18 protein-coding genes, 2 pseudogenes and 1 riboswitch are annotated in these 20,790 nt (G+C 72.0%); of the genes and pseudogenes, 8 read left to right on the forward strand and 12 right to left on the reverse strand.

Annotation, left to right across the window (positions count from 1 at the left end; all coding sequences use genetic code 11):
• Positions 1–238: 238 nt before the first annotated feature.
• Positions 239–1,159, reverse strand: a complete 921-nt coding sequence (locus ABZ374_RS15450; RefSeq protein ID WP_360311019.1) for an NAD(P)-binding domain-containing protein — start codon at positions 1,157–1,159, stop codon at positions 239–241.
• A 103-nt stretch (positions 1,160–1,262) separates the two neighbouring features.
• Between ABZ374_RS15450 and ABZ374_RS15455 the strand changes: the two are divergent.
• A pseudogene (locus tag ABZ374_RS15455) lies at positions 1,263–1,580 on the forward strand (helix-turn-helix domain-containing protein); the annotation flags it as partial.
• Between the two features lie 111 nt (positions 1,581–1,691).
• Positions 1,692–1,919: pseudogene (locus ABZ374_RS15460) on the forward strand (transposase); the annotation flags it as partial.
• Between the two features lie 133 nt (positions 1,920–2,052).
• Here ABZ374_RS15460 and ABZ374_RS15465 read toward each other — a convergent pair.
• Positions 2,053–3,291, reverse strand: a complete 1,239-nt coding sequence (locus ABZ374_RS15465; protein WP_360311021.1) for an ROK family transcriptional regulator — start codon at positions 3,289–3,291, stop codon at positions 2,053–2,055.
• Positions 3,292–3,514: 223 nt separating this feature from the next.
• Here ABZ374_RS15465 and ABZ374_RS15470 point away from each other — a divergent pair, with 223 nt between their 5' ends.
• Complete coding sequence (locus ABZ374_RS15470) at positions 3,515–5,008, forward strand: APC family permease (protein WP_360311023.1); 1,494 nt, start codon at positions 3,515–3,517, stop codon at positions 5,006–5,008.
• Positions 5,005–6,042, forward strand: a complete 1,038-nt coding sequence (locus ABZ374_RS15475) for an ROK family protein (protein WP_360311025.1) — start codon at positions 5,005–5,007, stop codon at positions 6,040–6,042. The genes ABZ374_RS15470 and ABZ374_RS15475 overlap by 4 nt, the downstream gene beginning before the upstream one ends.
• Before the next feature lie 540 nt (positions 6,043–6,582).
• On the opposite strand, the gene ABZ374_RS15480 is transcribed toward ABZ374_RS15475, so the two are convergent.
• Positions 6,583–7,566 carry an NlpC/P60 family protein gene (locus ABZ374_RS15480; protein ID WP_360311027.1) on the reverse strand — a complete coding sequence of 328 codons (984 nt, stop codon included), beginning with the start codon at positions 7,564–7,566 and terminating at the stop codon, positions 6,583–6,585.
• 6 nt (positions 7,567–7,572) lie between these two features.
• Positions 7,573–7,767: riboswitch (cyclic di-AMP (ydaO/yuaA leader) on the reverse strand.
• A 418-nt stretch (positions 7,768–8,185) separates the two neighbouring features.
• Here ABZ374_RS15480 and ABZ374_RS15485 point away from each other — a divergent pair.
• Positions 8,186–8,494: a hypothetical protein gene (locus ABZ374_RS15485; protein ID WP_360311029.1), complete on the forward strand. Its 309-nt coding sequence runs from the start codon at positions 8,186–8,188 to the stop codon at positions 8,492–8,494.
• Positions 8,470–8,874, forward strand: a complete 405-nt coding sequence (locus ABZ374_RS15490) for a hypothetical protein (protein ID WP_360311031.1) — start codon at positions 8,470–8,472, stop codon at positions 8,872–8,874. Before ABZ374_RS15485 ends, ABZ374_RS15490 begins: the two co-directional genes overlap by 25 nt.
• An 85-nt stretch (positions 8,875–8,959) precedes the next feature.
• Here the strand turns inward: ABZ374_RS15490 and ABZ374_RS15495 are convergent, their stop codons facing one another.
• The 7 genes from ABZ374_RS15495 to ABZ374_RS15525 form a co-directional block, all read right to left on the reverse strand.
• The gene (locus ABZ374_RS15495; RefSeq protein ID WP_360311033.1) at positions 8,960–9,544 is read right to left on the reverse strand and encodes a TMEM165/GDT1 family protein; all 585 of its coding nucleotides are present in this window, start codon (positions 9,542–9,544) and stop codon (positions 8,960–8,962) included.
• Between the two features lie 261 nt (positions 9,545–9,805).
• The gene (locus ABZ374_RS15500; protein WP_360311035.1) at positions 9,806–10,354 is read right to left on the reverse strand and encodes a TetR family transcriptional regulator; all 549 of its coding nucleotides are present in this window, start codon (positions 10,352–10,354) and stop codon (positions 9,806–9,808) included.
• Positions 10,351–10,671, reverse strand: coding sequence for a multidrug efflux SMR transporter (locus ABZ374_RS15505; protein ID WP_360311037.1), 321 nt, complete (start codon positions 10,669–10,671; stop codon positions 10,351–10,353). Before ABZ374_RS15505 ends, ABZ374_RS15500 begins: the two co-directional genes overlap by 4 nt.
• A 99-nt stretch (positions 10,672–10,770) precedes the next feature.
• Entirely contained in the window at positions 10,771–12,198 is a 1,428-nt protein-coding gene (locus tag ABZ374_RS15510) for an amino acid permease (RefSeq protein WP_360311039.1), read from the reverse strand.
• Positions 12,199–12,299: 101 nt separating this feature from the next.
• Positions 12,300–13,136, reverse strand: coding sequence for a M55 family metallopeptidase (locus tag ABZ374_RS15515; RefSeq protein WP_360311041.1), 837 nt, complete (start codon positions 13,134–13,136; stop codon positions 12,300–12,302).
• Positions 13,133–14,527: a diaminopimelate decarboxylase gene (locus tag ABZ374_RS15520; protein WP_360311043.1), complete on the reverse strand. Its 1,395-nt coding sequence runs from the start codon at positions 14,525–14,527 to the stop codon at positions 13,133–13,135. The genes ABZ374_RS15515 and ABZ374_RS15520 overlap by 4 nt, the downstream gene beginning before the upstream one ends.
• 170 nt (positions 14,528–14,697) lie before the next feature.
• The gene (locus ABZ374_RS15525) at positions 14,698–16,368 is read right to left on the reverse strand and encodes a helix-turn-helix domain-containing protein (protein WP_360311045.1); all 1,671 of its coding nucleotides are present in this window, start codon (positions 16,366–16,368) and stop codon (positions 14,698–14,700) included.
• Positions 16,369–16,478: 110 nt separating this feature from the next.
• Between ABZ374_RS15525 and ABZ374_RS15530 the strand changes: the two genes are divergently transcribed.
• Positions 16,479–17,105 (forward strand): hypothetical protein, encoded by a 627-nt coding sequence (locus tag ABZ374_RS15530; RefSeq protein WP_360311047.1) that lies wholly within the window; start codon positions 16,479–16,481, stop codon positions 17,103–17,105.
• Positions 17,106–17,189: 84 nt separating this feature from the next.
• Here ABZ374_RS15530 and ABZ374_RS15535 read toward each other — a convergent pair whose 3' ends face one another.
• Positions 17,190–19,316 carry a DUF6571 family protein gene (locus ABZ374_RS15535; RefSeq protein WP_360311049.1) on the reverse strand — a complete coding sequence of 709 codons (2,127 nt, stop codon included), beginning with the start codon at positions 19,314–19,316 and terminating at the stop codon, positions 17,190–17,192.
• Between the two features lie 3 nt (positions 19,317–19,319).
• Positions 19,320–19,721 carry a hypothetical protein gene (locus ABZ374_RS15540; RefSeq protein ID WP_360311051.1) on the reverse strand — a complete coding sequence of 134 codons (402 nt, stop codon included), beginning with the start codon at positions 19,719–19,721 and terminating at the stop codon, positions 19,320–19,322.
• 225 nt (positions 19,722–19,946) lie between these two features.
• Here ABZ374_RS15540 and ABZ374_RS15545 point away from each other — a divergent pair, with 225 nt between their 5' ends.
• Positions 19,947–20,672, forward strand: coding sequence for a flavodoxin family protein (locus ABZ374_RS15545; RefSeq protein WP_360311053.1), 726 nt, complete (start codon positions 19,947–19,949; stop codon positions 20,670–20,672).
• Positions 20,673–20,790: the final 118 nt, after the last annotated feature.

A 20,790-nucleotide genomic window follows, 5' to 3' on the forward strand; every position in this document is an offset into this window, starting at 1 on the left:
CGCGAGGTCGATTCCCGGCACGGCGGCGCGTCGTGCGACCTGCCGTCGCCCGATCGAAGTCCGCCCCCGTGGCGTGCGTCGGCCACGCTAGGAGTGCCATCGACAAGGTGTCAATGGTCTATACCAAATCGAATATTGGTCCAGACCTCGACACGGGCGGAACACGGACGACCGACCATGGAGACCAACCGGGTGTTCATCGTCGAAGGCCCGGTTCCACCCGGTGGGGCGGGCTTGTTCACCCCTTTCGGGCGGTGAGCAGATCGATCAGTCCGGTGTTGCCCTCGTCGCCGTGCCCGTCGGCGAGCCGACGCTCCATCAGGGCGAGGTAGGGGAGCAACAATTCGGCGCTGACCCCCTGCTCCGCCGCTGTGCGCAACAGGGTGGGTGCACCCGCGACCTGCATGGCCAGTGTCGAGGTCACCCCCGAGGAGTAGTCGCCGCTGTGCAACTGGGCCGCCGCCCGATGCGCGGCCGGCGCCATCGCGGTGAGCCATTCGGTGAGCAGCGACGCGAACTCCCGAGGGTCGACGTCCTCCTTCCGAATCAGCGCGAAGGCGTGCGAGATCCCGGCGAACATCGAGGTCATCGCACTGAGCAGAGCCACGTCCTGGAGCGCGGCGAAGCCGGGGTCCGCGCCCACGTAGCGGGTGGCCGCCGGCACCGCCAGGGTGTCGCGACGCGCCGCGAACAATTCGCCCGAGCCGCTGTAGAGGACCCGGCCGCCGGCGCCCGGCACCCCGATCATCGGCGGCACGGCGAGCACGCCGCCGGCCAGGAAGCGGGCCCCGTGCTCGGCCGCCCACGCGGCGCCTGCCCGGGCGTCGGCAGGGGTGCCGGTGGTGAGGTCGACCAGGTCCTTGCCGATCGGGTCCACCCCGGCCAGCGTCGCGCCGACCGACGCGTGGTCGAGCAGGCAGACCACCACCAGCTCGGCCGAGGCCACCGCCTCGGCGGCGGTGTCGGCGACCGCGGCGCCGGCGGCGGCCAACGGCTCGGCCCGACCCGGGGTGCGGTTCCACACGGTCAGCGGGTGCCCGGCGGCCAGCCAGCTCCGGGCCAGTGCGCTGCCCATCGCGCCCAGGCCGAGCAGGGCGAGCGGGGTACGAACGGGAGTGTCGGAGGCGGGCGGAGCGACGGAAGGGGAGTGGGATTCCATGCCGATTAGGCTGGTCGCAGCCGCCGGGCCGGACAAGTACGCACTTCGAGGTGGGTACCCAGGGGCCGGGGGAGCAGCATCGAGAGGACGGGCGAGGACGGACATGGCGAGCGCACGCAGGCCCGGGGCGTATGTCTGCGGCACCGACGCGGCGATGGACGTGGTGGGCGGGAAGTGGAAGGTGCTGATCCTGTGGGCACTGGACGAACACCCGTGCCGATTCGGCGAATTGCGCAGACTGGTGCCGGGAGTCACCGAGAAGGTGCTCGCTTCGCACCTGCGCGAGTTGGAAGCGGACGGCATCGTGCACCGCGAGGAGTACGCCGAACTGCCGCTGCGCGTGGAGTACTCGCTCACCCCGCTCGGCACCTCGCTGAACGAGGCGCTGCGCCCGCTGGGCGCCTGGGGCCGGGCCAACCTGCTCGGCGACGGCAACGGCGACGGCGCCGGCGGTGCGGGTGAACGCGCTGGTGAACGCGCCGGTGGCGCGTCGCACCCCAGCCCCGCGGCGGACCGGCTGATCGTCTTGGCGGTGGTCGGTGCACACGACGAACTCGACGACTGTGAATGGGAGTTGCTCGCCCCGCTGCTCCCGGACCCCGGCCGCCCGGGCGGCCGATGGCGCGATCACCGACAGGTGGTCGACGGCGTGCTGTTCCGCTTTCGGACCGGCACCCGGTGGTGTGACCTGCCCGTGCGATTCGGCCCGTGGCGCACGGTCTACGCCCGGCACCGCCGTTGGTCCGCCGACGGCACCTGGTCGGGCCTGCCCGCGCTGTTGCACGAGCGACTCGCGGGCGCCGACCCGGACCAGGCCCGGGTGTTGCGCGGGCTGATCGGCCGAATCGGCGAGGTGGCCCGCCGCTCGGCGCCCACCCGGGGGTGACCGCGACTCACCCCTGGGCCATCGTGTGGTGGGCGAAGACCCGCTCCCGGGCCGTGGACACCGCCGTGGCGACCGCGCCCACCAGGACCGCCTCCTCGCCCAGGCCGCTCGCCGCCACCCGGGGCCGCAGCGGGGTGAGTTCGTGCAGCGCGGTGGTCATCGGACCCATCAGCAGATCGGCGTTCGCGCCGATCCCGCCGCCCAGCACCACGAGTTCGGGATCGAGCACCGCGGTGACCGCGGCCACCACGTGGGCCAGCCGCTGTGCCTCGTGCCGCACCGCGCTCGCGGCCGGCTCCACCCCGCGGCGCGCCGCGTCGAAGACGCCCTTGGCGGTGAGCGGTCCGGTCATGCCCAACGCCCGTGCGCCGCGCACCACGGCGTCGGCCGAGACCGCGTCCTCCAGCATGCCGCGGCGCGGTACCGGCGCGCTCGCCCCGTGCCCCACCCGGTCCGAGGGCCGCGGCGACAGCGGCAGGAAGCCGATCTCGCCGGCCGCGCCCGAGGCCCCGGGGAACAGCCGCCCGTCGGCGACGATACCCATGCCCAGGCCGGTCCCGACGGTGACGTAGACGAACAGCGGGCAGCCCACGCCGGCCCCGCTGTGGTACTCGCCCAGCGCCGCGAGGTTGGCGTCGTTGACGATGTCCACGGTGGTGCCCAGCGCGCTCTCCATCCGCCCGCGCAACCCCGGGCGACCCCATCCGGGCAGGTTGACCGCGTAGCGGATCCGGTCGGCCGCCCGGTCGTACACGCCCGGACAGCCGATCACCGTGTGCACCACGGCGGTTGGTGCCAGGCCCGCGTCGGCCACCACGGTCTGTGCCAGGTCGGTTGCGGTGGCCAGCATGGTCGCCGAGGTCCGGGCCCGGTTGTGCCGGTCCTGCCGGGCCAGCATTCGCCCGTCCAGGTCGGCGACCGCGACCCGGATCCAGGACCGCCCGACGTCGATGCCGACGACGTAGCCCGCGGTCGGATCGGGCTCGTACAGCAGCGCGGCCCGACCGCGCGCACCGGTTTCCAGACCCACCGGGCGCACCAGTCCGGCGCGTTCCAGTGCGTCCAGCGCGGTGGACACGGTGGGCTTGGACAGGCCGGTGTCGCGGGCGAGTTGGGCGCGCGAGATGGGCGCTGCGGCGCGTACCCGGTCGAGGAGTACGCGCTCGTTGATGCTGCGCAGCACGCCCCGGTTCCAGTGCGCCACGGCGGGCAGGTCGTTTTCCGGTGGGATCCCACCTGCGGTCATCGGGTCTCCGTCGGGGTGTCGAGGTGCTCGCGCCACTGTAACGGCCATGGAAGGGCAAAGATGTGGGCCGGATCCCGACGCACCCTTGACGGGGATTAGTTAAGGAATTTTACTTTACAAACCGGTGCCGCCGCGGGCCGGGTCGAACCACGAAGTCCCTTCCTCCGCACCCCCGTTCCGACACCCGGTGTCCCCCGGGTGTCCCCTGTTCTGGAGGTTCACGGTGAGCGCCGGCCCAAGAGCGACCACGCCGGACGGCGGATTCGTCCGCCGGATCGGCCTGTTCCAGGCGACCGCGATCAACATGAGTCAGATGTGCGGCATCGGTCCGTTCGTCACCATCCCACTGATGGTGGGCACGTTCGGCGGCCCGCAGGCCGTCCTCGGCTTCCTCGCCGGCGCGCTGCTCGCCCTCGCCGACGGGCTGATCTGGGCCGAACTCGGCGCCGCGATGCCCGGCGCCGGCGGTACGTACATCTACCTGCGCGAGGCGTTCCAGTACCGGACCGGCCGGCTGATGCCGTTCCTGTTCGTCTGGACCGCGATCCTGTTCATCCCGCTGATCATGTCCACCGGCGTGCTGGGCATGGTGCAGTACCTGCAATACCTGTGGCCCTCGATGTCGCAGACCCAGGGCGACCTGGTCGGGGTCGGCATCGTGCTCCTGGTGGTCCTGCTGTTGTGGCGCAGGATCGAGTCGATCGGCCTGCTGAGCACGATCATGTGGGTGGTGATGCTGATCAGCGTCGGCGCGGTGATCATCGCGTGCTACACGAACTTCGACGCGGACCTGGCCTTCAGCTACCCGGACGGCGCGTTCGACCTGGGCACCACCGGCTTCTGGCTGGCCTTCGTGGGCGGCCTCAACATCGGTATCTACGACTACCTCGGCTACAACACCACCGCCTACCTCGGCGCCGAGATCAAGAACCCCGGCCGGGTGCTGCCCCGTTCGATCGTCTACTCCATCGTCGGCATCATGGGGATCTACCTGATCATGCAGATCGGCGTGCTCGGGGTCACCGACACCGACACCATCTCCGGTTCTTCCTCGATCGGTTCGCTGGTCCTGGAGGAGGCGTGGGGCAAGGGCGCGGCCAAGACGGTGACGGTACTGATCCTGATCACCGCCTTCGCGTCCGTGTTCGCCGGCCTGCTCGGGGGCTCGCGGGTGCCCTACGACGCGGCCCGCGACCGGGTGTTCTTCAAACAGTTCGCCCGTCTGCACCCGCGACACCGCTTCCCGACGGTGGGCCTGCTCACCATGGGCGTGGTGACCGCGGCGGGCTTCCTGATCGGCAACCACACCGACTTCAACACGATCATCGTGCTGCTCACCGCGGTGATGGTGATCGTGCAGGCGGCCTCCCAGGTCGCCGCGCTGATCGTGCTGCGGCGCCGGCAACCCGGCCTGGACCGCCCGTATCGGATGTGGCTGTATCCGGTACCGGCCCTGGTCTCGCTGGTCGGTTGGATCGCGATCTTCTGCTACGCCGACAAGAACTCGCCCGGACGCCACCCGATCGAGTGGGCGCTGGCGTGGGTGGCGCTGGGCTGCGTCGCGTTCCTGGTGTGGGCCAAGGTGGAGCGGACCTGGCCGTTCGGGCCACGCGAGATCTCCGAGGTGTACCTGAACCGGTCCGACCGCGACGCGAAGTCCGCCGGTGCGGAGTCGGCCGGTTCGGGTGCCGGTGGCAACGTCGCGGAGCCCGTATGACGGCGCTGCACCGAGACCGGACCCCCGGTGCTCCGGACTCCGCGCCCGCGCCGGAGCAGGCATTCGTCTGCTCCGGCGCGGGCGCGGGCAAGGACTTCGTCTGCGGCATCGACTTCGGCGGCACCAAGATCGCGCTGGCCACCGCGCGGCCGGACGGCACGATACTGGCGAGCGAGCGGCTGATCACCGAGGCCCGCGAGGGCGCGGTCCAGGCGGTTCGGCGTGCGATGGCGGCCACCCGCGAACTGGTCGCGCACACCGCCGCGACCACCGGCGGACGGTGCGTGGCGGTCGGCGCGGTCAGTCCCGGCATCGTGCTGCCCGACCGGATCCTGCTCGCGCCCAACGTGCCGGGCTGGCAGGACCTGGCACTGGCCACGACGCTGTGCGAGGGGCTGGGCCTGGAGCCGGAACGGGTCGCCGTCGGCAACGACGCCAAGGCCGCGGCGTTGGCCGAATACCGCTGGGGCGCGTTGCGCGGCGCGGACCCGGCGATCCTGCTCACCGTCGGCACCGGGATCGCCGCCGCGATCGTGCTGGGCGGGCGGGTGCTCGGCGGCGCGAACGGCGCGGCCGGCGAGATCGGCTACCTGCTGCGGGGGCGGGGCGACACCGGATTCGGGGCCGGGCACGCGCCGTTGGAGGAGTACGTCTCGGGCATCGGGCTGGGTGCGCGGGGCAGCGAACTGCTCGGCCGCGAGGTGGACGCCGCCGCGCTGTTCACCGATCCGGATCCGCAGGTGCGCACGCTGGTCGACGAGGCGTTGGACGAACTGGCGGTACACGTAGCCAACTTGGCGCTCACGCTCGACGTGCAGCGGATCGCGGTGACGGGTGGGCTGATGCGCTCCGCTTCGCGTGTGCTGGGGGCGATTCGGGCGCGGGCGCGGGTGGCTGTGCCGTTTCCGCCGGTGGTCGTGCGGGCGCGGTTCCTGCAGGATGCGGCGCTTCGTGGGGCGGTCTCGCTGGCCGCGGAGGTGTTGCTGCGGTCTCCGGGATCCGCCGACTTGGCCTCAAACGCCGGCCGGGCTTGAAAAGTGGCCTCAAACGCCGGCCGGGCTGATGGGGCCGGCCTCAACGCGCCGGCCGGGCTGGACGGCTTGGCCTCAAACGCCTGCCGGGCTGAAGAGCTTGGCCTCAAACGCCGGCCGGGCTGATGGGGCCGGCTTGGGCGGAGGGTTTCGCCTCGGGCGCCGGCGGGACTGAAGGGGCCGGCTCGGGTGGAGGGCTTGGCCTCAAACGCCGGCCGGGCTGAAGGGGTTGGCTCGGGCGGAGGGTTTCGCCTCGGGTGCCGGCCGGGCTGATGGGGCCGGCTTGGGCGGAGGGTTTGGCGTCGAAGGCCGGGTGGGCTGGAGCGCTTGGCTCGGGCGGTGGGCTTGGGGTTGGACGGTGGTCGGGTCGATGGGTTTTGTTCGGGTCGGAGGGGCGGATCGGGCTTGTGGGGCCGGTTCGGGTGTGGTTCAGGTGTCTGGGGTGGGACACGTGTGGCGCCGTGCGCCTCGGTGGTGGTCGAGGGGCACGGCGCCGGTGTGTTGCCGGGGCGTGACGGCGAGGCGTCGGCCTCGGCGGGTCGATCAAGAAGGACGCGTGGCGCCCGCGATCGGCATGGTGTTGATCGAGGAGATCTCGACCGGCTTGCGCGAGTTCGCGGCGTGCACCATCTTGCCGTCGCCGATGTAGATGCCGACGTGGCTGATGCCCGAGTAGAAGAACACCAGGTCGCCGGGCTGCAGGTTGGCGATCGACACGTGCGGGTCGGCGGCGAACTGGTCGTTGGTCACGCGCGGCAGCGAGATGCCGGCCGACTTGTACGCGGCCTGGACCAGACCCGAGCAGTCGTAGGCGTTCGGGCCGGTGGCGCCGTACACGTACGGCTTGCCGATCTGCGCCTTGGCGAAGGCCACGGCCTGGGCGGCCTTGCTGCTCGACGCGGTGGACGAGCCGCCACTCGGCGCCTGGTTGCCCTTCGAGCCGCCGGTGGCGGGCTTGGCGGGGGTCTTGGCGGCGGGCTTGACCGACACGTCGGCGGACGGCTTGCTCGCCGGCTTGGGGGTGGTCTTGCCGGGCGTGACGCCGGTCTTCGGCTGCACCTTGATGCTCGGCTGGGCCGGCGCGGCGGCCTTGGAGAGCACGGGGGCCGAGCCGGTCAGCCGGAGGGTCTGGCCGATCCGGATCAGGTCCGGGCCGGACAGGAGCACATCGCGGTTGATCTCGTACAGGCTCTGCCAGCCGCCGGTGACCTGGTTGGTCTGGGCGAGCCCGAACAGCGTGTCGCCGGCCTTGACCACGTAGCCGGCCTTGTCGGCGGGCGCGGCGGTCTCCGGCGCGGCGGGTGCGGCTTGGACCGGGGCGGCCTCGACCGCGGCGGTCGGGACCGCCGACAGCACGGCGGAGGCGCCGGAGGGGGCCTGCTCGGAGGTGGAGGGGGCCTGCGCGTGGGCCGTACCGGCAGTGGCGACCGGGATCACGACACCCATGCCGGCGATGCCCACCGCCGCTACGAAGCGGCGGACGTTGGTGGGTCGAGCGGCGCGATGACGAGCGTTTGCGGACAGCATGAAATGGGGTCCTCTCCTGTCGCCTACGAGGTGAGCTGTCGGATTCGGACTGGAGCAGCCCGGTCGCGCAACACGCGACTTCACCCCTAGCCGTCACCGGAACGATCCCGGCCACGGCGATTCACCTGGTTCCCCCGCTCCCGTCGGATTCTTCGATGTAGACCTCCCGCTGCCGGCGACGGGATTCGGCGTACCGGCGACAGGGTTCACCCGAAAGGTGAATCGGCGAGAAAGGTAGGCAATACGGATGCCGGATCACAACCGAAACGCCGAGTTTGCCTCCGGTGTAAAGGCGGAATAAGTGCGACATCTCGGCCGGCCCACCGGTCGATGCACCACTCATGACGAGGGGATATCTCGGAGAGTGGCGTGATCATTCGGTCACGGAAAATAATCGAGATTCATGCCGGGGTGCGGAAAATGAATTACCACCCGAAGTCGGCTAAGTAATTTATGTCCGTTTTATCCATGCGGCCTACATCACATTTCGGCCGGTTCGCGAAGCAAGGTGCGAGGGGGTTCCACCGGACGCGCCGGCGACGAGGCGGCACCGTGGTGCGCACGGGCGCGGCGCCGCGCCGCCGATCGCGAATACCGGGGGTGTGGGCATGATCGCGCAGTGCGCGAGGGCATCGCCGCAGGAACGGCGCGGGGGTCGACGAACGGGCAGGCCGGCCGGGACCCGACCCACTGGTCCCTCCCGGCGGGCCAGGCCCGGTGGTACCTGCTCGTGTCCGCGGCCTGCCTCGGCTGGTTCGTGGTTGCCTGGCTGCTCCGGTTCGGGCGGGCGTACCGGTTGCGCAGGCGCGCGGCGCCGGCCACCGCCGAGCGCGTTCTCGACTTCCGGGAGATCGCGCTGCTCGCCGGCGGTTCGACCCGGTCGAGCGCACCGCCTTCGACGCGGTGGGCGCGGCCCGAACCGCCCTGATCGGGCCGACCGCCGGATGGCGACCGGCGCGGACCCGGTTGGAACAGGACGGCCTGCTGCCGAGTGAGCGGGACGTCGACCCGCGTGGCACCTGCGGCCTGTGTGTCGTCCTGTTCCTCGGCATCGGCTTCGGCGTCGCCGAAGGGATGACCGGTTCGCCGGGCTGCGCCACGGTGTCGGTCCTGGCGCTGATCGCCCTGGTACCGCGACTGTTCACCCGGCCGCTCGCCGCGCAGACCGTGGCGGGCCGGGCCCGGATCAGCACGCTGCGTCGGATGCCGCCGACCGTGCAAGCGGACTCCGCCGAGGACGTGCCGACCCGGATCGCGGTCTTCGGCCCGGAAGCGGTCCCGGACCCGATCGTCCGCGCGCGTCCCTGATGCCCTTGCCGCCCACGCCGTCGTCCGGCTGACCGGGCGCAGGCCGGGCGCATCGGGGCCGGACGCGCATGCCGCGTCGCGCCGCTCAGCCCGTGAACGCCTCCACCAGGGACCAGATCGCCAGTCCGAGCATGCACACGCCGCCGATCCGCTGCACCGTCTGCAACGGGACCCGCTTGGCGATGAACCGTCCCGCGAGCAGCGCCAGCGCGGAGACCGACATCAGCGCCGCGGCCGAGCCGATCGCGGTGGACCAGGTGCCGTTGGTGGCCGCCAGGTTGGCGGTGGTGATCTGGGTGAGGTCGCCCCATTCGCTGATGAACACGGCCATGAACGCGGTGGAGAAGACCGGCCAGAACCCGGTCACGGTCTTGCCCGCGGCGTCCTCGTCGTCGTCCCCCGCCCCGCCGCGCAACAACATGAAGGCGCCGAAGCCGAACAGTGCGGCGGAGACGAGCTTGACGATCCAGCCGGGCAGCAGGCCGAGCAGACCGCCCGCGCCGACGGCGATCGCGACGTGCACGACGAACGCGGTCGAGGTGCCGAACCAGACGTAGAGCGGTCGCATGCGGGTGCCCATGGCAAGCGACGCGAACATCGTCTTGTCCGGGAGCTCGGCGAGGAAGATCAGCCCGAAGGCGGTCAGGATCGCCAGAGGGTCGAGGTGCATCCGGGTGGCTTTCTGCGAGAGCCGGGCCTCCGGGTCTTCACGAAGGCGCCGCTCGGCGACCGGAGGACCACTCGGCCCGGCACGACGGGTGCAGCCGCGTGGAACGCGGATGCGTCGGTACCTGGCCGAAGGTCTCGCCCGCCCGCCTGGAGCACGGGCCCGGCCACCGGGAGTCCGAGGACTCCAGCATGTCGACGACCGGTTTGCGGGGCTACTCCCCTTCGCTGTCGCCGACCCTACCGCACCGGGCCGGCCGGCCGACTACGACGGGGGCGCGGCCAGGACCCGTGCCAACGACCAGCGCAGTTGTGCCTCGTCCAGATCAGTGCCCAGCGTGAGCACCTGCAACATGGTGCCGTCCAACACCGCCAGCGCCGCCGCGGCCGCCTGCGCGCCGACCCGGGCGGACAGGAAGTCGCCGACCCCCTCGACCCACGCCACGGCGAACCCGCGCAGTTGTGGGCTGCGGGCCGCCGCCAGGTACAACTCGTATTCCACCAGCGCGCGCGGGCGGTCCGCGAGGTATTCGGCGGTGAGGGCGGTGAGCACCTCCGGCAGGTCCTCGGCATCGCGGGTTCGGCGCACCCACTGCGCCAACAGCGCCACCGTCTCGCTCGACGCGTGCGCGAGGGCCGCCGCGACCAGGTCGTCGAGCGACGCGAAGTAGTACGTGGTCGCCCCCAGCGGCACGCCGGCCCGGGCCGCGACCAGCCGATGCGTGGTGTTGCCCACCCCCACCTCGGCGATCACCTCGCACGCGCCGCGCACGATCCGCAGCCGGCGCCCCTCGGGATCGCGGGTCGTGGTCAATGCGCACCGCCCAGGTTCAGCACCACCACGCCCGCGATCACCAGCGCCATCCCGAACGCCTTGAGCAGCGTCACCGGCTCGTTCAGGAACACCGCCCCGACCAGCGCGATCGCCACGGTCCCGAGCCCGGACCAGATCGCGTACGCGGTGCCCACCTGCAACTGCCGCAACGACAGCGTCAACAGGTAGAACGCCCCCGCGTATCCGGCCAGACACGTCACGGTCGGCCACAACCTGGTGAACCCGTCCGTGCTCTTGAGCAGGCTGGTCGCGATCACCTCACACGAGATCGCCAACCCCAGGAACAACCAGGCCACGGCCCTCTCCCCTCCGAGTGGTACAGATGTACAAGTACAAATGTACAAGTCCCGGGCATGGATGTGTCCAGGGCGTCGGCGAGGAGAGTGGGCCGCGGGCTACGGGGTGGAGACGGCTTCCGGGACGGCTCGCGCGCCTCGGGAGTCACCCGATCCGCCGGGGCGCGGCCCGTGGGTCCGGCGTATCGCGTACGCGACGAGCACGACCGCGAGGCTGCCCAGGCTGGTGAACAGTTGGGTGCGCTGGTCGTCGATGACCGCCATCGCCACGAGCACGGCGACGAAGCCCGCCATCACGATCCAGGTGAGATAGGGGAACAGCCACATCTTCAGGGTCAGTCGCTCCGGAGCCTCACGCTCCAACCGGCGCCGCATCCGCAGTTGCGAGGCGCCGATCATGATGTACATGAAGATGGCGATCGCGCCGGAGGAGTTGACCAGATAGGTGAACACGGTGTCCGGCGACAGGTAGGCGAGCAATACCGAGACCCAGCCGACGACCGTACCGGCCAGGATCGCCCGCACCGGGACGTTGCGCCTGCTGGTCTTGACCGACCACTTGGGGGCGTCGCCGTGCGAGGCCAACGCGAAGAGCATGCGCGAGGACACGTACACCGACGAGTTGAGCACGCTGAGCACCGCGGTGAGGATCACCACGTCCATCACGGTGCCCGCGCCGGGCAGGCCGATGATGTCCCACGCGGCGACGTACGGGCTGGCCAGCACCTCGGCGCCGTCCCACGGGACGATCGTGACGACGAGGAAGATCGAGCCGACGTAGAACAGGATGATCCGCCAGATGATGCCGGTCGTGGCCCGCGCCACCGAACGCTCGGGCTCCTTGCTCTCGGCGGCGGCGATCGTGACGATCTCGGCGCCGCCGAAGGCGAAGATGACCACGACGATGGCGGAGAAGATCGAGGTGAAGCCGTTCGGCGCGAAACCGCCGTGCGAGGTGAGGTTGGCGAAGTCGAACGAACTCCCCGGCCACGCGCCGAACACGTGCAGACCGCCGACGACGAGGAAGGCGATGATCGCGGCGACCTTGACCGAGGAGAACCAGAACTCGAACTCGCCGAAGGACTTCACCGACAGCAGGTTCGTCGCGGTCATCACCGCCATCAGGGCCATCGCCAGCACCCACAGCGGCAGGTCGAGCCAGGCGTGCAGGATCGCGGCGCCCGCGACCGCCTCGACGGCCACGATGACCACGTAGTAGTACCAGTACAGCCAGCCGATCGTGAAGCCCGCCCAGGGCCCGATGGCGGTGCGCGCGTAGTCCGAGAACGAGCCCGAGGACGGCCTGGCGACGACCATCTCGCCGAGCATCCGCATCGTGCACAACACCAGTGCGCCGGCGAGACAGTAGGACACGATCGCGGCCGGGCCGGCGGTCTTGATCACGCTGCCGCTGCCGACGAACAGACCGGCCCCGATCGCCCCGCCGATCGCGATCATGGCCATGTGTCGGTTGCGGAGCGAACGGCTGAGTCGGGGTTGCCCGGTCGGGGGTGTGGGTTGCGACATGGAGACTCCTGCATGGCGGGGAACGGGGGAGGCAGGGGGAGACGGCGGCCCCGGAGTGTGGCGGCGCGCCGGTTCGGGCGATGGCCCGGGGGAGGGGCCGGTCAGGTCCAGTCGCCCTCGCGGCCGGCGCCGATCACCCAGGTCAGGGCCCGGAACCGGCGCAGCGCCTCGCGGGCGTCGGGGGCGTCCAGCCGGACGGTGCGCGGGCCGACGACGTCGACCCCGGCCGCCGCGCTCGCGCGTTCGGCGAGGTAGGGGCTGTCCAGGTCGACCTCGACCACGTGCGGGGCGGCCGGCTTCGCGGTGGGCCGCGCCGGCGGGACCGCCAACGCGGCGGCGGCCTCGCGGCGGATGTCGGTCGCCGTCGCCGCGGGGGTGCGACAGATCGCCGCGTGGCGGGAGATGGCCGTCTTGACCGTGACCGTGCGGCAGCCCGGGGCGTAGCGGGCGGCCCGGGCGCAGGTCGGGTCGTCACCGGTGACCAGCACCACCGGGACCCCGGCCTCGGCCGCGACGAGCGCGTTGAAGCTTCCCTCGTCGACCGGGCGCCCGTCGACGCGGACGGCGAGCACGCTGTGCGAGAGGTAGGTGTGGGCGAGCACGCCGGCCTCGCCCGCGCCGGTGTGGTAGCCGACGAACGCCAGTGCGTCCACGCCGAGTTCGAGCCCCTGGAGCATGCCGAGGGGTTTGTTGCGGCCGACGATGAGCAGCGCGCGCGGGTCGAGTTCCTCCAGGAGCACGTTGTCCATGCCGCAGTGCGCGTCGTTGACGATCACCTCGTCGGCACCGCCGTCCAGGAAGCCGGCCACGGCCGCGTTGACGTCGCCGGTGAGCAGGCGCCGGAAACGTTCGTAGCGCGGGTTGCCGGCGGTCACGTCGGCCGGCAGCACCGTGCCGGTGGCGCCTTCCATGTCGGCGGAGATCAGCACGCGGGTCATACCGCCACCTCCTCGGGGTCGGGACGGTCGGGCTCGGACTCGTTCCCCGAGGAGTTCGTGGCCAACAGGTCCACCAGGGCGTGCACCTGCGCCGCGCCGCTCTCCCGGACCACCTCGCGCACGGTCTGCGCCTCGCGGACGGTGGCCAGGTGCACCGTGTCGTCCACCACGCGGTAGCCGTACACGGCCGGTCGGGGCAGCGAGTTGTAGGCGAAGTGGGACGAGAAGTAGTAGGCGCCGGTGTCGTACAGCGCGACGACGTCGCCCGGTTCGAGCAGCGGCAGGGCGCGGCCGACGGCGGTCAGGTCGCCGGCGAAGCAGCACGGGCCGGCGACGTCCTGGATCTCCTGCGGTGCGTTCTTGGGCCGGCCGTGCGCGTCGAAGGCGCCCACCCGCAGCGGCCACGCCTGGGGCATGAACACCGTACGGGTGGCCACCTGTGCGCCCGCGTGGGTGATCGCGATCCGTCGGCCGCCGGCGCTCTTGGTGTATTCCACCAGCGAGGCGATCGTGCCGTTCTTGGCGAGCAGGGAGCGGCCGAACTCGGTGACCAGTTGGTAGCGGCCGTCCAGGAGTTCGGGCACGGCCGCGCGCAGTTCGGCGACGTAGTCGGTGAAGGTCGGGTCGTCCTCGTCGCCGGCGAAGTTCACCGGCAGGCCGCCGCCGATGTCCAGGCCGGTGATCTGTCGGCGGCCCAGGACGGTGTTGATGTGCTCGGCCAGTTCGTGGGTGGCGCGCAGGCCGGCGGCGATCAGCGACAGCGGGCAGCCCTGGGAGCCGACGTGCGCGTGCAGCCGGTTCAGCCACGGCCGGCGGGCGAACGCCTCGACCACGGCTTCGACGGCTCCCGGGTCGCGCAGCGCGATGCCGAACTTGGAGGTGCTGGTCGCGGTGCTCATCGCGCCGATCGCGCCGGCGCCGACCTGCGGATTGACCCGGATCCCGATCGGTCCGGCGGGCGGGCGCTCGGCCACGATCGCGTCGATGCGGGCCAGTTCCTGGAAGTTGTCGACGTTGACGGCGATGCCGTGCGCGAGGGCGTGGCGCAGCTCCTCGACGGTTTTGGCCGGACTGTCCAGGACGAGCCGCTCGGGGGTGAATCCGGCGGCCAGGGCCTGCTCCAGTTCGCCCGGCGAGGCGACCTCGCAGCCCATCCCCGCGTCGGCGAGCAGGCGCAGGACCGGGACCAGGCCGCAAGCCTTGGCGGCGAAGGTGTGCAGTACGGGCGTGTCGCCGAAGGCCGCCGTCAGCGCGGCGACCGAGGCCCGGATGCCGTCCACGTCCAGCAGGCCCACCAGGGGCTGCCCGGGGCCCAGCAGGCCCTGCTCGACGACTCGGGCCAGGGCCGCCTGTCGAGCCGATCGACGCCGTCGGGCCACTGCGGAAGTCACGTGCACCACACCTCGAAGTTCTCAAGTGTTCGCGACCCGTTCGAGTCGCATGCACAGCTTGGATCCGGGCGAGAGCGGGCGTCAGCGTCGTGGGCGACCAAAGGCGGAGGCATCGATCGTGTGTCGTGACAAGAAAATGATCATGGAATGCGCCGGTCGGGCCCCGAGCCTCATTCGTGCGCACGGTGGGCCAGGCGCAGCCCGATGTCGGCGAGCAGGCGGCCCGTGGGGTCGTCCAGGTCCACCCCGAAGAGCTCCCGGGCCCGGCGCAGCCGGTAGCGCAGAGTGTTCGGGTGCACGCTCAACCCGCGCGCGGCGGCCGGGGTGTCGCCGAAGGCGGCCAGGTAGGCGCCGACCGAGGCGGAGTACTCCGATCCGTGCAGCCGGTCGTGTTCGACCATCGCGTGCACCGGTCCGGCCATCGGCCACAGCGGCTCGACCCGGTCCAACAGGCGCACCAGGGCCGCCTCCGACACCACGTCGACCGACAGCGCCGACGCCGACACGGACACCCCGGCCGCCGCCGCCCGCTCGCGCAGCACCCGCACCACGATCTCGGCCTCCTCGCGCGCACCGGGCAACTCCGCCGGCCGATGGGCGAGCGGGCCGACCCCGGCGAAGACCACCGTGCCCGGCACCGACCGGGCCGTGGCGACCAGGTCGCGCGCCGGGTCGGCGGGCGCCTCGCCCGCCGGCGTCAGCACGAACAACCGTCGCCCGGCCCGCGCGGTCACACACCCCGGACGAAGCGCCGCCGCCTGCAACGCGAGCACGTCGAGCACCCGCTGCTCGGCGGGCGTGGGCGCATCGGCCGCGGCCCGCGTCGGGTGGCGCTCGTACGCCTCGACCACGATCACCGCGTACGGTCGATCCGGGTGCACCCCCAGCGTCCGGGCCGCCCGTTCCGCACCCGCGCCCCCGGTCAGCAACGTGTGCACCGCCTCCTCCCGACGACGCGCCTCCTCGCGACCGCGGGTCTCGTGGTGGACCAGGTGCGGCCGGGCCGCCCGGGCGGCGGTACGCAGCGCCGCCACCGCGTCCGGCGCGAGCGGGTGCCCGTCGGCCGCGGCCCAGATCGACCCGAGCACCTCGCCCCCGTCCCGGACCGCGATCGCCAGCCGTTCCGCGTAGCGGTCGTCGGCGGGCAGCCGGACCACGTCGTCGGTGGCCCACAGGGTGCGGAAGAAGCCGCTCTCGCGCAGTTCGGCGACGCGCCAGCGCGGCACCTCCTGGTTCAGGATGGTCGCCCGGCGCATCGGATCCGGCTCGTGGTCCATCCGGGAGTAGGCCAGCACCCGCGACTGCGGATCCTCGATCGTGATCGCCCCGCCGACCAGATCGGCGAGCGTGTTGGCCAGGCCGGACAGGTCGCCCGGGCGCAGGCTGTCGACCGCGGCGAGTTCGGACGGGCTGCTCTGCGCGCAGGCGTTGCGCAGCAGGCCCAGCACGTCGGTCCACCCGCGTCCCGGCCGCCGGGTGAGCACGGCGATTCCGCCGGCTGCGGCGGCCGCGGGCACGGCGGGGTCCACGGGCCCGGCGGGGTCCGGGCCGGCCGCCCCGCGTCGGAGCACCAGCGCGCTCGCCCCCGCGCGCCGGGCCGCCCGCACCGCCTCCACCGCGCCGGGCCCGTGCGGGTCCACGCCGACCGCGAGCAGGATCGCCCCGGCGAGCGCCGTGCCGTCGGCGGGTTCGTCGCCGAGGTCGTACAGGGCGACCCCGCTCACCGGCACCTCGGTTCCGCGCGGCGCGACCACGACGTCGAGGATGCCGGGCTCGATCAGGTCCAGGACCCCGGCCAACGTCGCCGCGGCGGGACGACGGGAGGACGCACGCTTGGTCATGACTCCATGATCGCGTGCACACCACCGCGTCGGGAGGCACCGCGCAGCCGCACCTCCCCGCGCCCCACCCCACTCCCGGAACCGGGCGAATCGGGCGGTAGGCTGCGCCGATGTCCATCGCAGGGGCGGATCGGGACCGGGACGGGACGGCCGCGCGCATCGCGGCGCGTGCCGTCGTGCTGCCGCCGTCGGTGGGTCGGACCCGGCTGGTCGCGGTGGACGGCATCGGCGGTTCGGGCAAGAGCACGCTGGCCGACGCCATCGCCGCGCGATCCGGTGGAGCGCCCGTGGTGCGGCTGGACGACTTCGCCCGACCCGGGGACTTCTTCGGCTGGCTGCCGCGCCTGCGCGCGCAACTGCTCGAACCGCTCGCCCGGGGTGCGGCGGCCCGCTGCGACACCTACGACTGGGCCGCCTATCGGGTCAGCGGCTACAGCGAGGTGCCGGCCGCGCCGGTGTTGATCCTGGAGGGGGTCGGCGCGGCTCGGCGCGAACTCGGCCCGGTGACGGCGCTGCGGATCCGGGTCGACACACCCGCCGCGCTCGCCGCCGCGCGCACCCTCGATCGGGACGGCCCCGAACTGGCCTGGTTCTGGCGGCTGTGGCGCGCGGCCGAGGCCGCACACCTGGCCGACGACCGCCCCTGGACCCGCCCACACCTGCGCGTCGACGGAACCGGCGGGCGTCGTGCGGCCGTTGCCGAGCGGCGGGTGCTCGCCGGCGGGGGCGCTCGGTAGCCGACGGCGCCCGGTCGACCGGGCGCCGTCGCCGCCGTACCCGTCCCGCGCGGGTGCACCCCACGCGGGACGGGCCCGTTCGGCCTACTTGCGCCCGAGCCGGCGCGGCGCGACGTCCATCGCGTTGGACCGACGGTCCTCGGCGAGGTCGGCGATCTCCTCCGGGCTGGCGTTGTTCGCCCGCGCGTACTCCTCCGCCATCGCCTTCGAACTCGACCAGCCGCTCCAGTAGTTCTCGGTGCGACTGAGCCCCGAACCGTGTTCGAGCCCGGCGGTGTCCGCGGCCAGCGCGTGCGCGGTGTACCAGTCCATCATCCGACCGGCGGGGATGCCGACGTGCGGGATGTAGCTGAGGATCTGCGCACTCGTGAGGTACTGGAACTTGCGGTTCCAGGTCGCCTCGGTGACCCCCGCCTCGCGCGCCGCGACGATCGACTCGTCGCGCAGCCCGTCCATGGTCCCCAGCGCGTTGAACGCCTGCCGGGCCTCGACGTCCATGGCCGGCAGCGCACCCGGCACCTTGACCACCGGGTGCTGGGCCAGCACGTCGGCGGCGTGGTTGACGGTCGCGCCGTGCATCACCGCGAACGCCTCGGGGTCGGTGCCGGCGGCGGTGATCACCCGCATCAGGTCCTGGTCGTGGAACATCGACCCGTTCTGGCCGTCCTTGGCCACGAGTTGGTCGTACACCCCGTCGCCCATGTACGACGCGACCATGTTGCCCACGCTGTCGCGCATGATCGCCGGGAACTTGCCCTGTTTCCCGTCCTCTCCGCCCAGCACCGAGACGGTGTCGCGCATGATCTGCTTCATCGTCTCGTCGTGCACGGGGTGGGCGCCGCCGGGCAGACCGTAACCGCCGGTGGGCACCTGGCCGGTGGCCGCGGCCTCCAACGCGCGCCCCAACTCGTCGTAGCCGGGCGGGTTGTAGCCCTCGGGAATCGGTCCGGCGCCGTCCCAGTCCATCAGCCAGTGCCGGTCCTTGAGCATGTAGGCGACCTCGCCCGGGTGCTTGGCCGGATCGAAGAACTCCTTCGCGGCCTCCGGGTTGTTGCCGAACGCGGCCATCAGGCCGGTCATCGGGTCGAGCCCCGCGCCGTGCCCGTCGGTGATGTCGAGCCGGAACCCGTTGTACATCGCACCCGACGGGGTGTTCTTGAGCCATACCGCAGGATCGTCCCGCTCCATGGCACGCATGTCCTGCCCGATCTGGCGCAGGAAATCGGTGTCCTGATGACCGGTGTCCAGCAACGTGCCCAGGAGTTGGTATCCGTAGGGCTGAAACGAATACAGCCCGATGTCGGTCTTCTCCCGGCCGGCCCGCTTGAGTTCGTCGATCCAATTCTGATCGACGTGCGGCCCGGGCCCCTTGCCGGTCCCGGCGGCCAACACCCGGCCCAGATCGGCCTGGATGGCCTTGAGATCCTCCTGCTGATCCTTGGGCACGTCGCTGCCCGCGCCCAACTTGGCGATCATGCCCGCCAACCACAGGGTGCCGCGCGGGCCCTGCTGGTTCAGGAACGGTGTGCTGAACGCCGGGTCGTCGGCATTGGCGGCAAGCAGGTTGCGCAGTTCGCCACGCTCGGCCGGACTGAGCATCATCAGCCGGTTGGCCAGATCGGTCGCCCGGCGGGCGTCCTGGGCCGGACCCGCGCCGACCGCGTTGCCGTTGAACTTCTTCGGGTCCGCGCCCCGGGTGTCCGCGTTCAACGCGAACGCGGCCCGCTGGTCGGCGGCGGTGGCCTCGGTCAGCGCCTTGCCGATCCGGTCCGAGATGCCCTGCGCCGCCTCCTTGAGCGGTTTGACCGCCGCGTCGTAGTCGTCCGGCGGCAGGTTGCGGGCGTACGGCGGCGCCGTCCAGTGCACGCCGCCGCTGTCGTCCACGGTCAGCTTCTGGTCGACCGCGTCGGCGATCGCCTTGGTCAGGTGTTCCTTCGCGGTCTTGAGGTCGCTCGCAGCGTCCAGCAGCACCGTGCGCAGCGCCGCCGCCTCGGTGTGCGCGTCCTCGATCTGGCCGGACATGGTGCGCAGTTCACCGATTCCGGTGTTCGCCTCGGAGCCCTTCCAGGCGCCGCCCGCGAGCGGGGAGATCACCTCGCGGTCCACGTCGCCGTGCTGGGTGTGCATGCGGTCGGGCAGCGTCGCCCAGACCTCGGCGGCGGTGGTCAGCGTGCCCAGGTCGACATCGCGCAGATGGATGAAGTCGACCACGGGTCAGCCTCCGAACGTCGTGCAGACGGTTTTCTCGGTGGCGCGCCAGTTGCTCGCCGTGCTGTTCAGATTGCCCGCCCGGCCGGCGAGCGTGTCGGCCACCGCGATGGTGCGGTCGTGCCAGGCGGTGTGGGCACCGTCCAGCGCCTTGGCCAGATCGAAGCCGGCCAGTGCCTTGGACACCGGCTCCAGCGCGGTGACGCCCTTGAGGCCGGTCGTACGGAAGTCGCCCGCGATCTCCCGCAGTCGGCCGGCGGCGGAGTCGAGCGTGCCGGGCTCGACGTGCACGTCCGGCGCCTGCGGCGCGCAACCCGGGCGCGGGTTGGGCGTGTTCGTCGCGGCGTAGGGACTTCTGGTCAGCCGGGGCATCCCCGGGTTGATTATCGAGTCGAAGTCGGTCGTCATGGTGTAACCCCCGAGTCACCAGTGCGATACGCGTCATACACCTGTGTTACCCGGCCATCCAAGACCACCGGGCCGGCTTGATCAACCGGCGCGCGCAGATCCGGGCGGAAGATGCCGGATCGGGATCTCGGCCGGCGGCGACTCGGGGCGGATGTACCGGCGATCGCGGCGCGGCCGGGAGACGCTGTCCCGGTACCCATCGACGGACACCCCCGGGAGCCTCGGATGACCGACAACGGACCACCGCCCGCCCGCTACGACGACCTGCGGGCGCTGTTCGTCAACTGCACGCTCAAGCGCTCACCCGAGGTCAGCAACACCCAGGGACTCGTGGACCTCAGCCGCGGCATCATGACCCGACACGGCATCGTGGTCGATCAGATCCGCGCGGTCGACCACGAGATCGCCACCGGCGTGTGGCCGGACATGAGCGACCGGGGCTGGCCCGGCGACGAGTGGCCCGCGCTGTACGAGCGGGTGCTGGCCGCGGACATCCTGGTGCTGGCCGGGCCGATCTGGCTGGGCGACAACAGCTCGGTGCTCAAGCGGGTGGTGGAGCGGCTGTACGCGTGCTCCAGCCTGCTCAACGACGCCGGGCAATACGCGTACTACGGGCGGGTCGGCGGTTGCCTGATCACCGGCAACGAGGACGGCGTCAAGCACTGTGCGATGAACGTGCTGTACAGCCTCCAGCACCTGGGCTACGTCGTCCCGCCGCAGGCGGACGCCGGCTGGATCGGCGAGGTCGGGCCGGGGGCGTCCTACCTGGACCCCGGCTCGGGCGGCCCGGAGAACGACTTCACCAACCGCAACACCACGTTCATGACCTGGAACCTGATGCACCTGGCCCGAATGCTCAAGGACGCGGGCGGGATGCCGGCCTACGGCAACCAGCGCGCGGGCTGGGACGCCGGGTGTCGCTACGACTTCGAGAACCCGGACTACCGCTGACCGGAGCCGACCCAGACCCCGCGACCTGTGGGCCACGACGCAGCGGCCCCCGCACGAGGTGCTCCTCGCCCAGGGGCCGCCGGCCGTACCGCTTCCGAACTAGACGCTCGCGTCCTTG

The organism is Embleya sp. NPDC005971, assembly GCF_040629175.1.
Taxonomy (GTDB): Bacteria; Actinomycetota; Actinomycetes; order Streptomycetales; family Streptomycetaceae; genus Embleya.

Coding starts and splice junctions, on each gene's coding strand:
- ABZ374_RS15450 (WP_360311019.1), bottom strand. CDS start 1,159: ATGGAATCCCACTCCCCTTCCGTCGCTCCGCCCGCCTCCGACACTCCC.
- ABZ374_RS15465 (WP_360311021.1), bottom strand. CDS start 3,291: ATGACCGCAGGTGGGATCCCACCGGAAAACGACCTGCCCGCCGTGGCG.
- ABZ374_RS15475 (WP_360311025.1), top strand. CDS start 5,005: ATGACGGCGCTGCACCGAGACCGGACCCCCGGTGCTCCGGACTCCGCG.
- ABZ374_RS15480 (WP_360311027.1), bottom strand. CDS start 7,566: ATGCTGTCCGCAAACGCTCGTCATCGCGCCGCTCGACCCACCAACGTC.
- ABZ374_RS15495 (WP_360311033.1), bottom strand. CDS start 9,544: ATGCACCTCGACCCTCTGGCGATCCTGACCGCCTTCGGGCTGATCTTC.
- ABZ374_RS15510 (WP_360311039.1), bottom strand. CDS start 12,198: ATGTCGCAACCCACACCCCCGACCGGGCAACCCCGACTCAGCCGTTCG.
- ABZ374_RS15515 (WP_360311041.1), bottom strand. CDS start 13,136: ATGACCCGCGTGCTGATCTCCGCCGACATGGAAGGCGCCACCGGCACG.
- ABZ374_RS15525 (WP_360311045.1), bottom strand. CDS start 16,368: ATGACCAAGCGTGCGTCCTCCCGTCGTCCCGCCGCGGCGACGTTGGCC.
- ABZ374_RS15530 (WP_360311047.1), top strand. CDS start 16,479: ATGTCCATCGCAGGGGCGGATCGGGACCGGGACGGGACGGCCGCGCGC.
- ABZ374_RS15540 (WP_360311051.1), bottom strand. CDS start 19,721: ATGACGACCGACTTCGACTCGATAATCAACCCGGGGATGCCCCGGCTG.
- ABZ374_RS15545 (WP_360311053.1), top strand. CDS start 19,947: ATGACCGACAACGGACCACCGCCCGCCCGCTACGACGACCTGCGGGCG.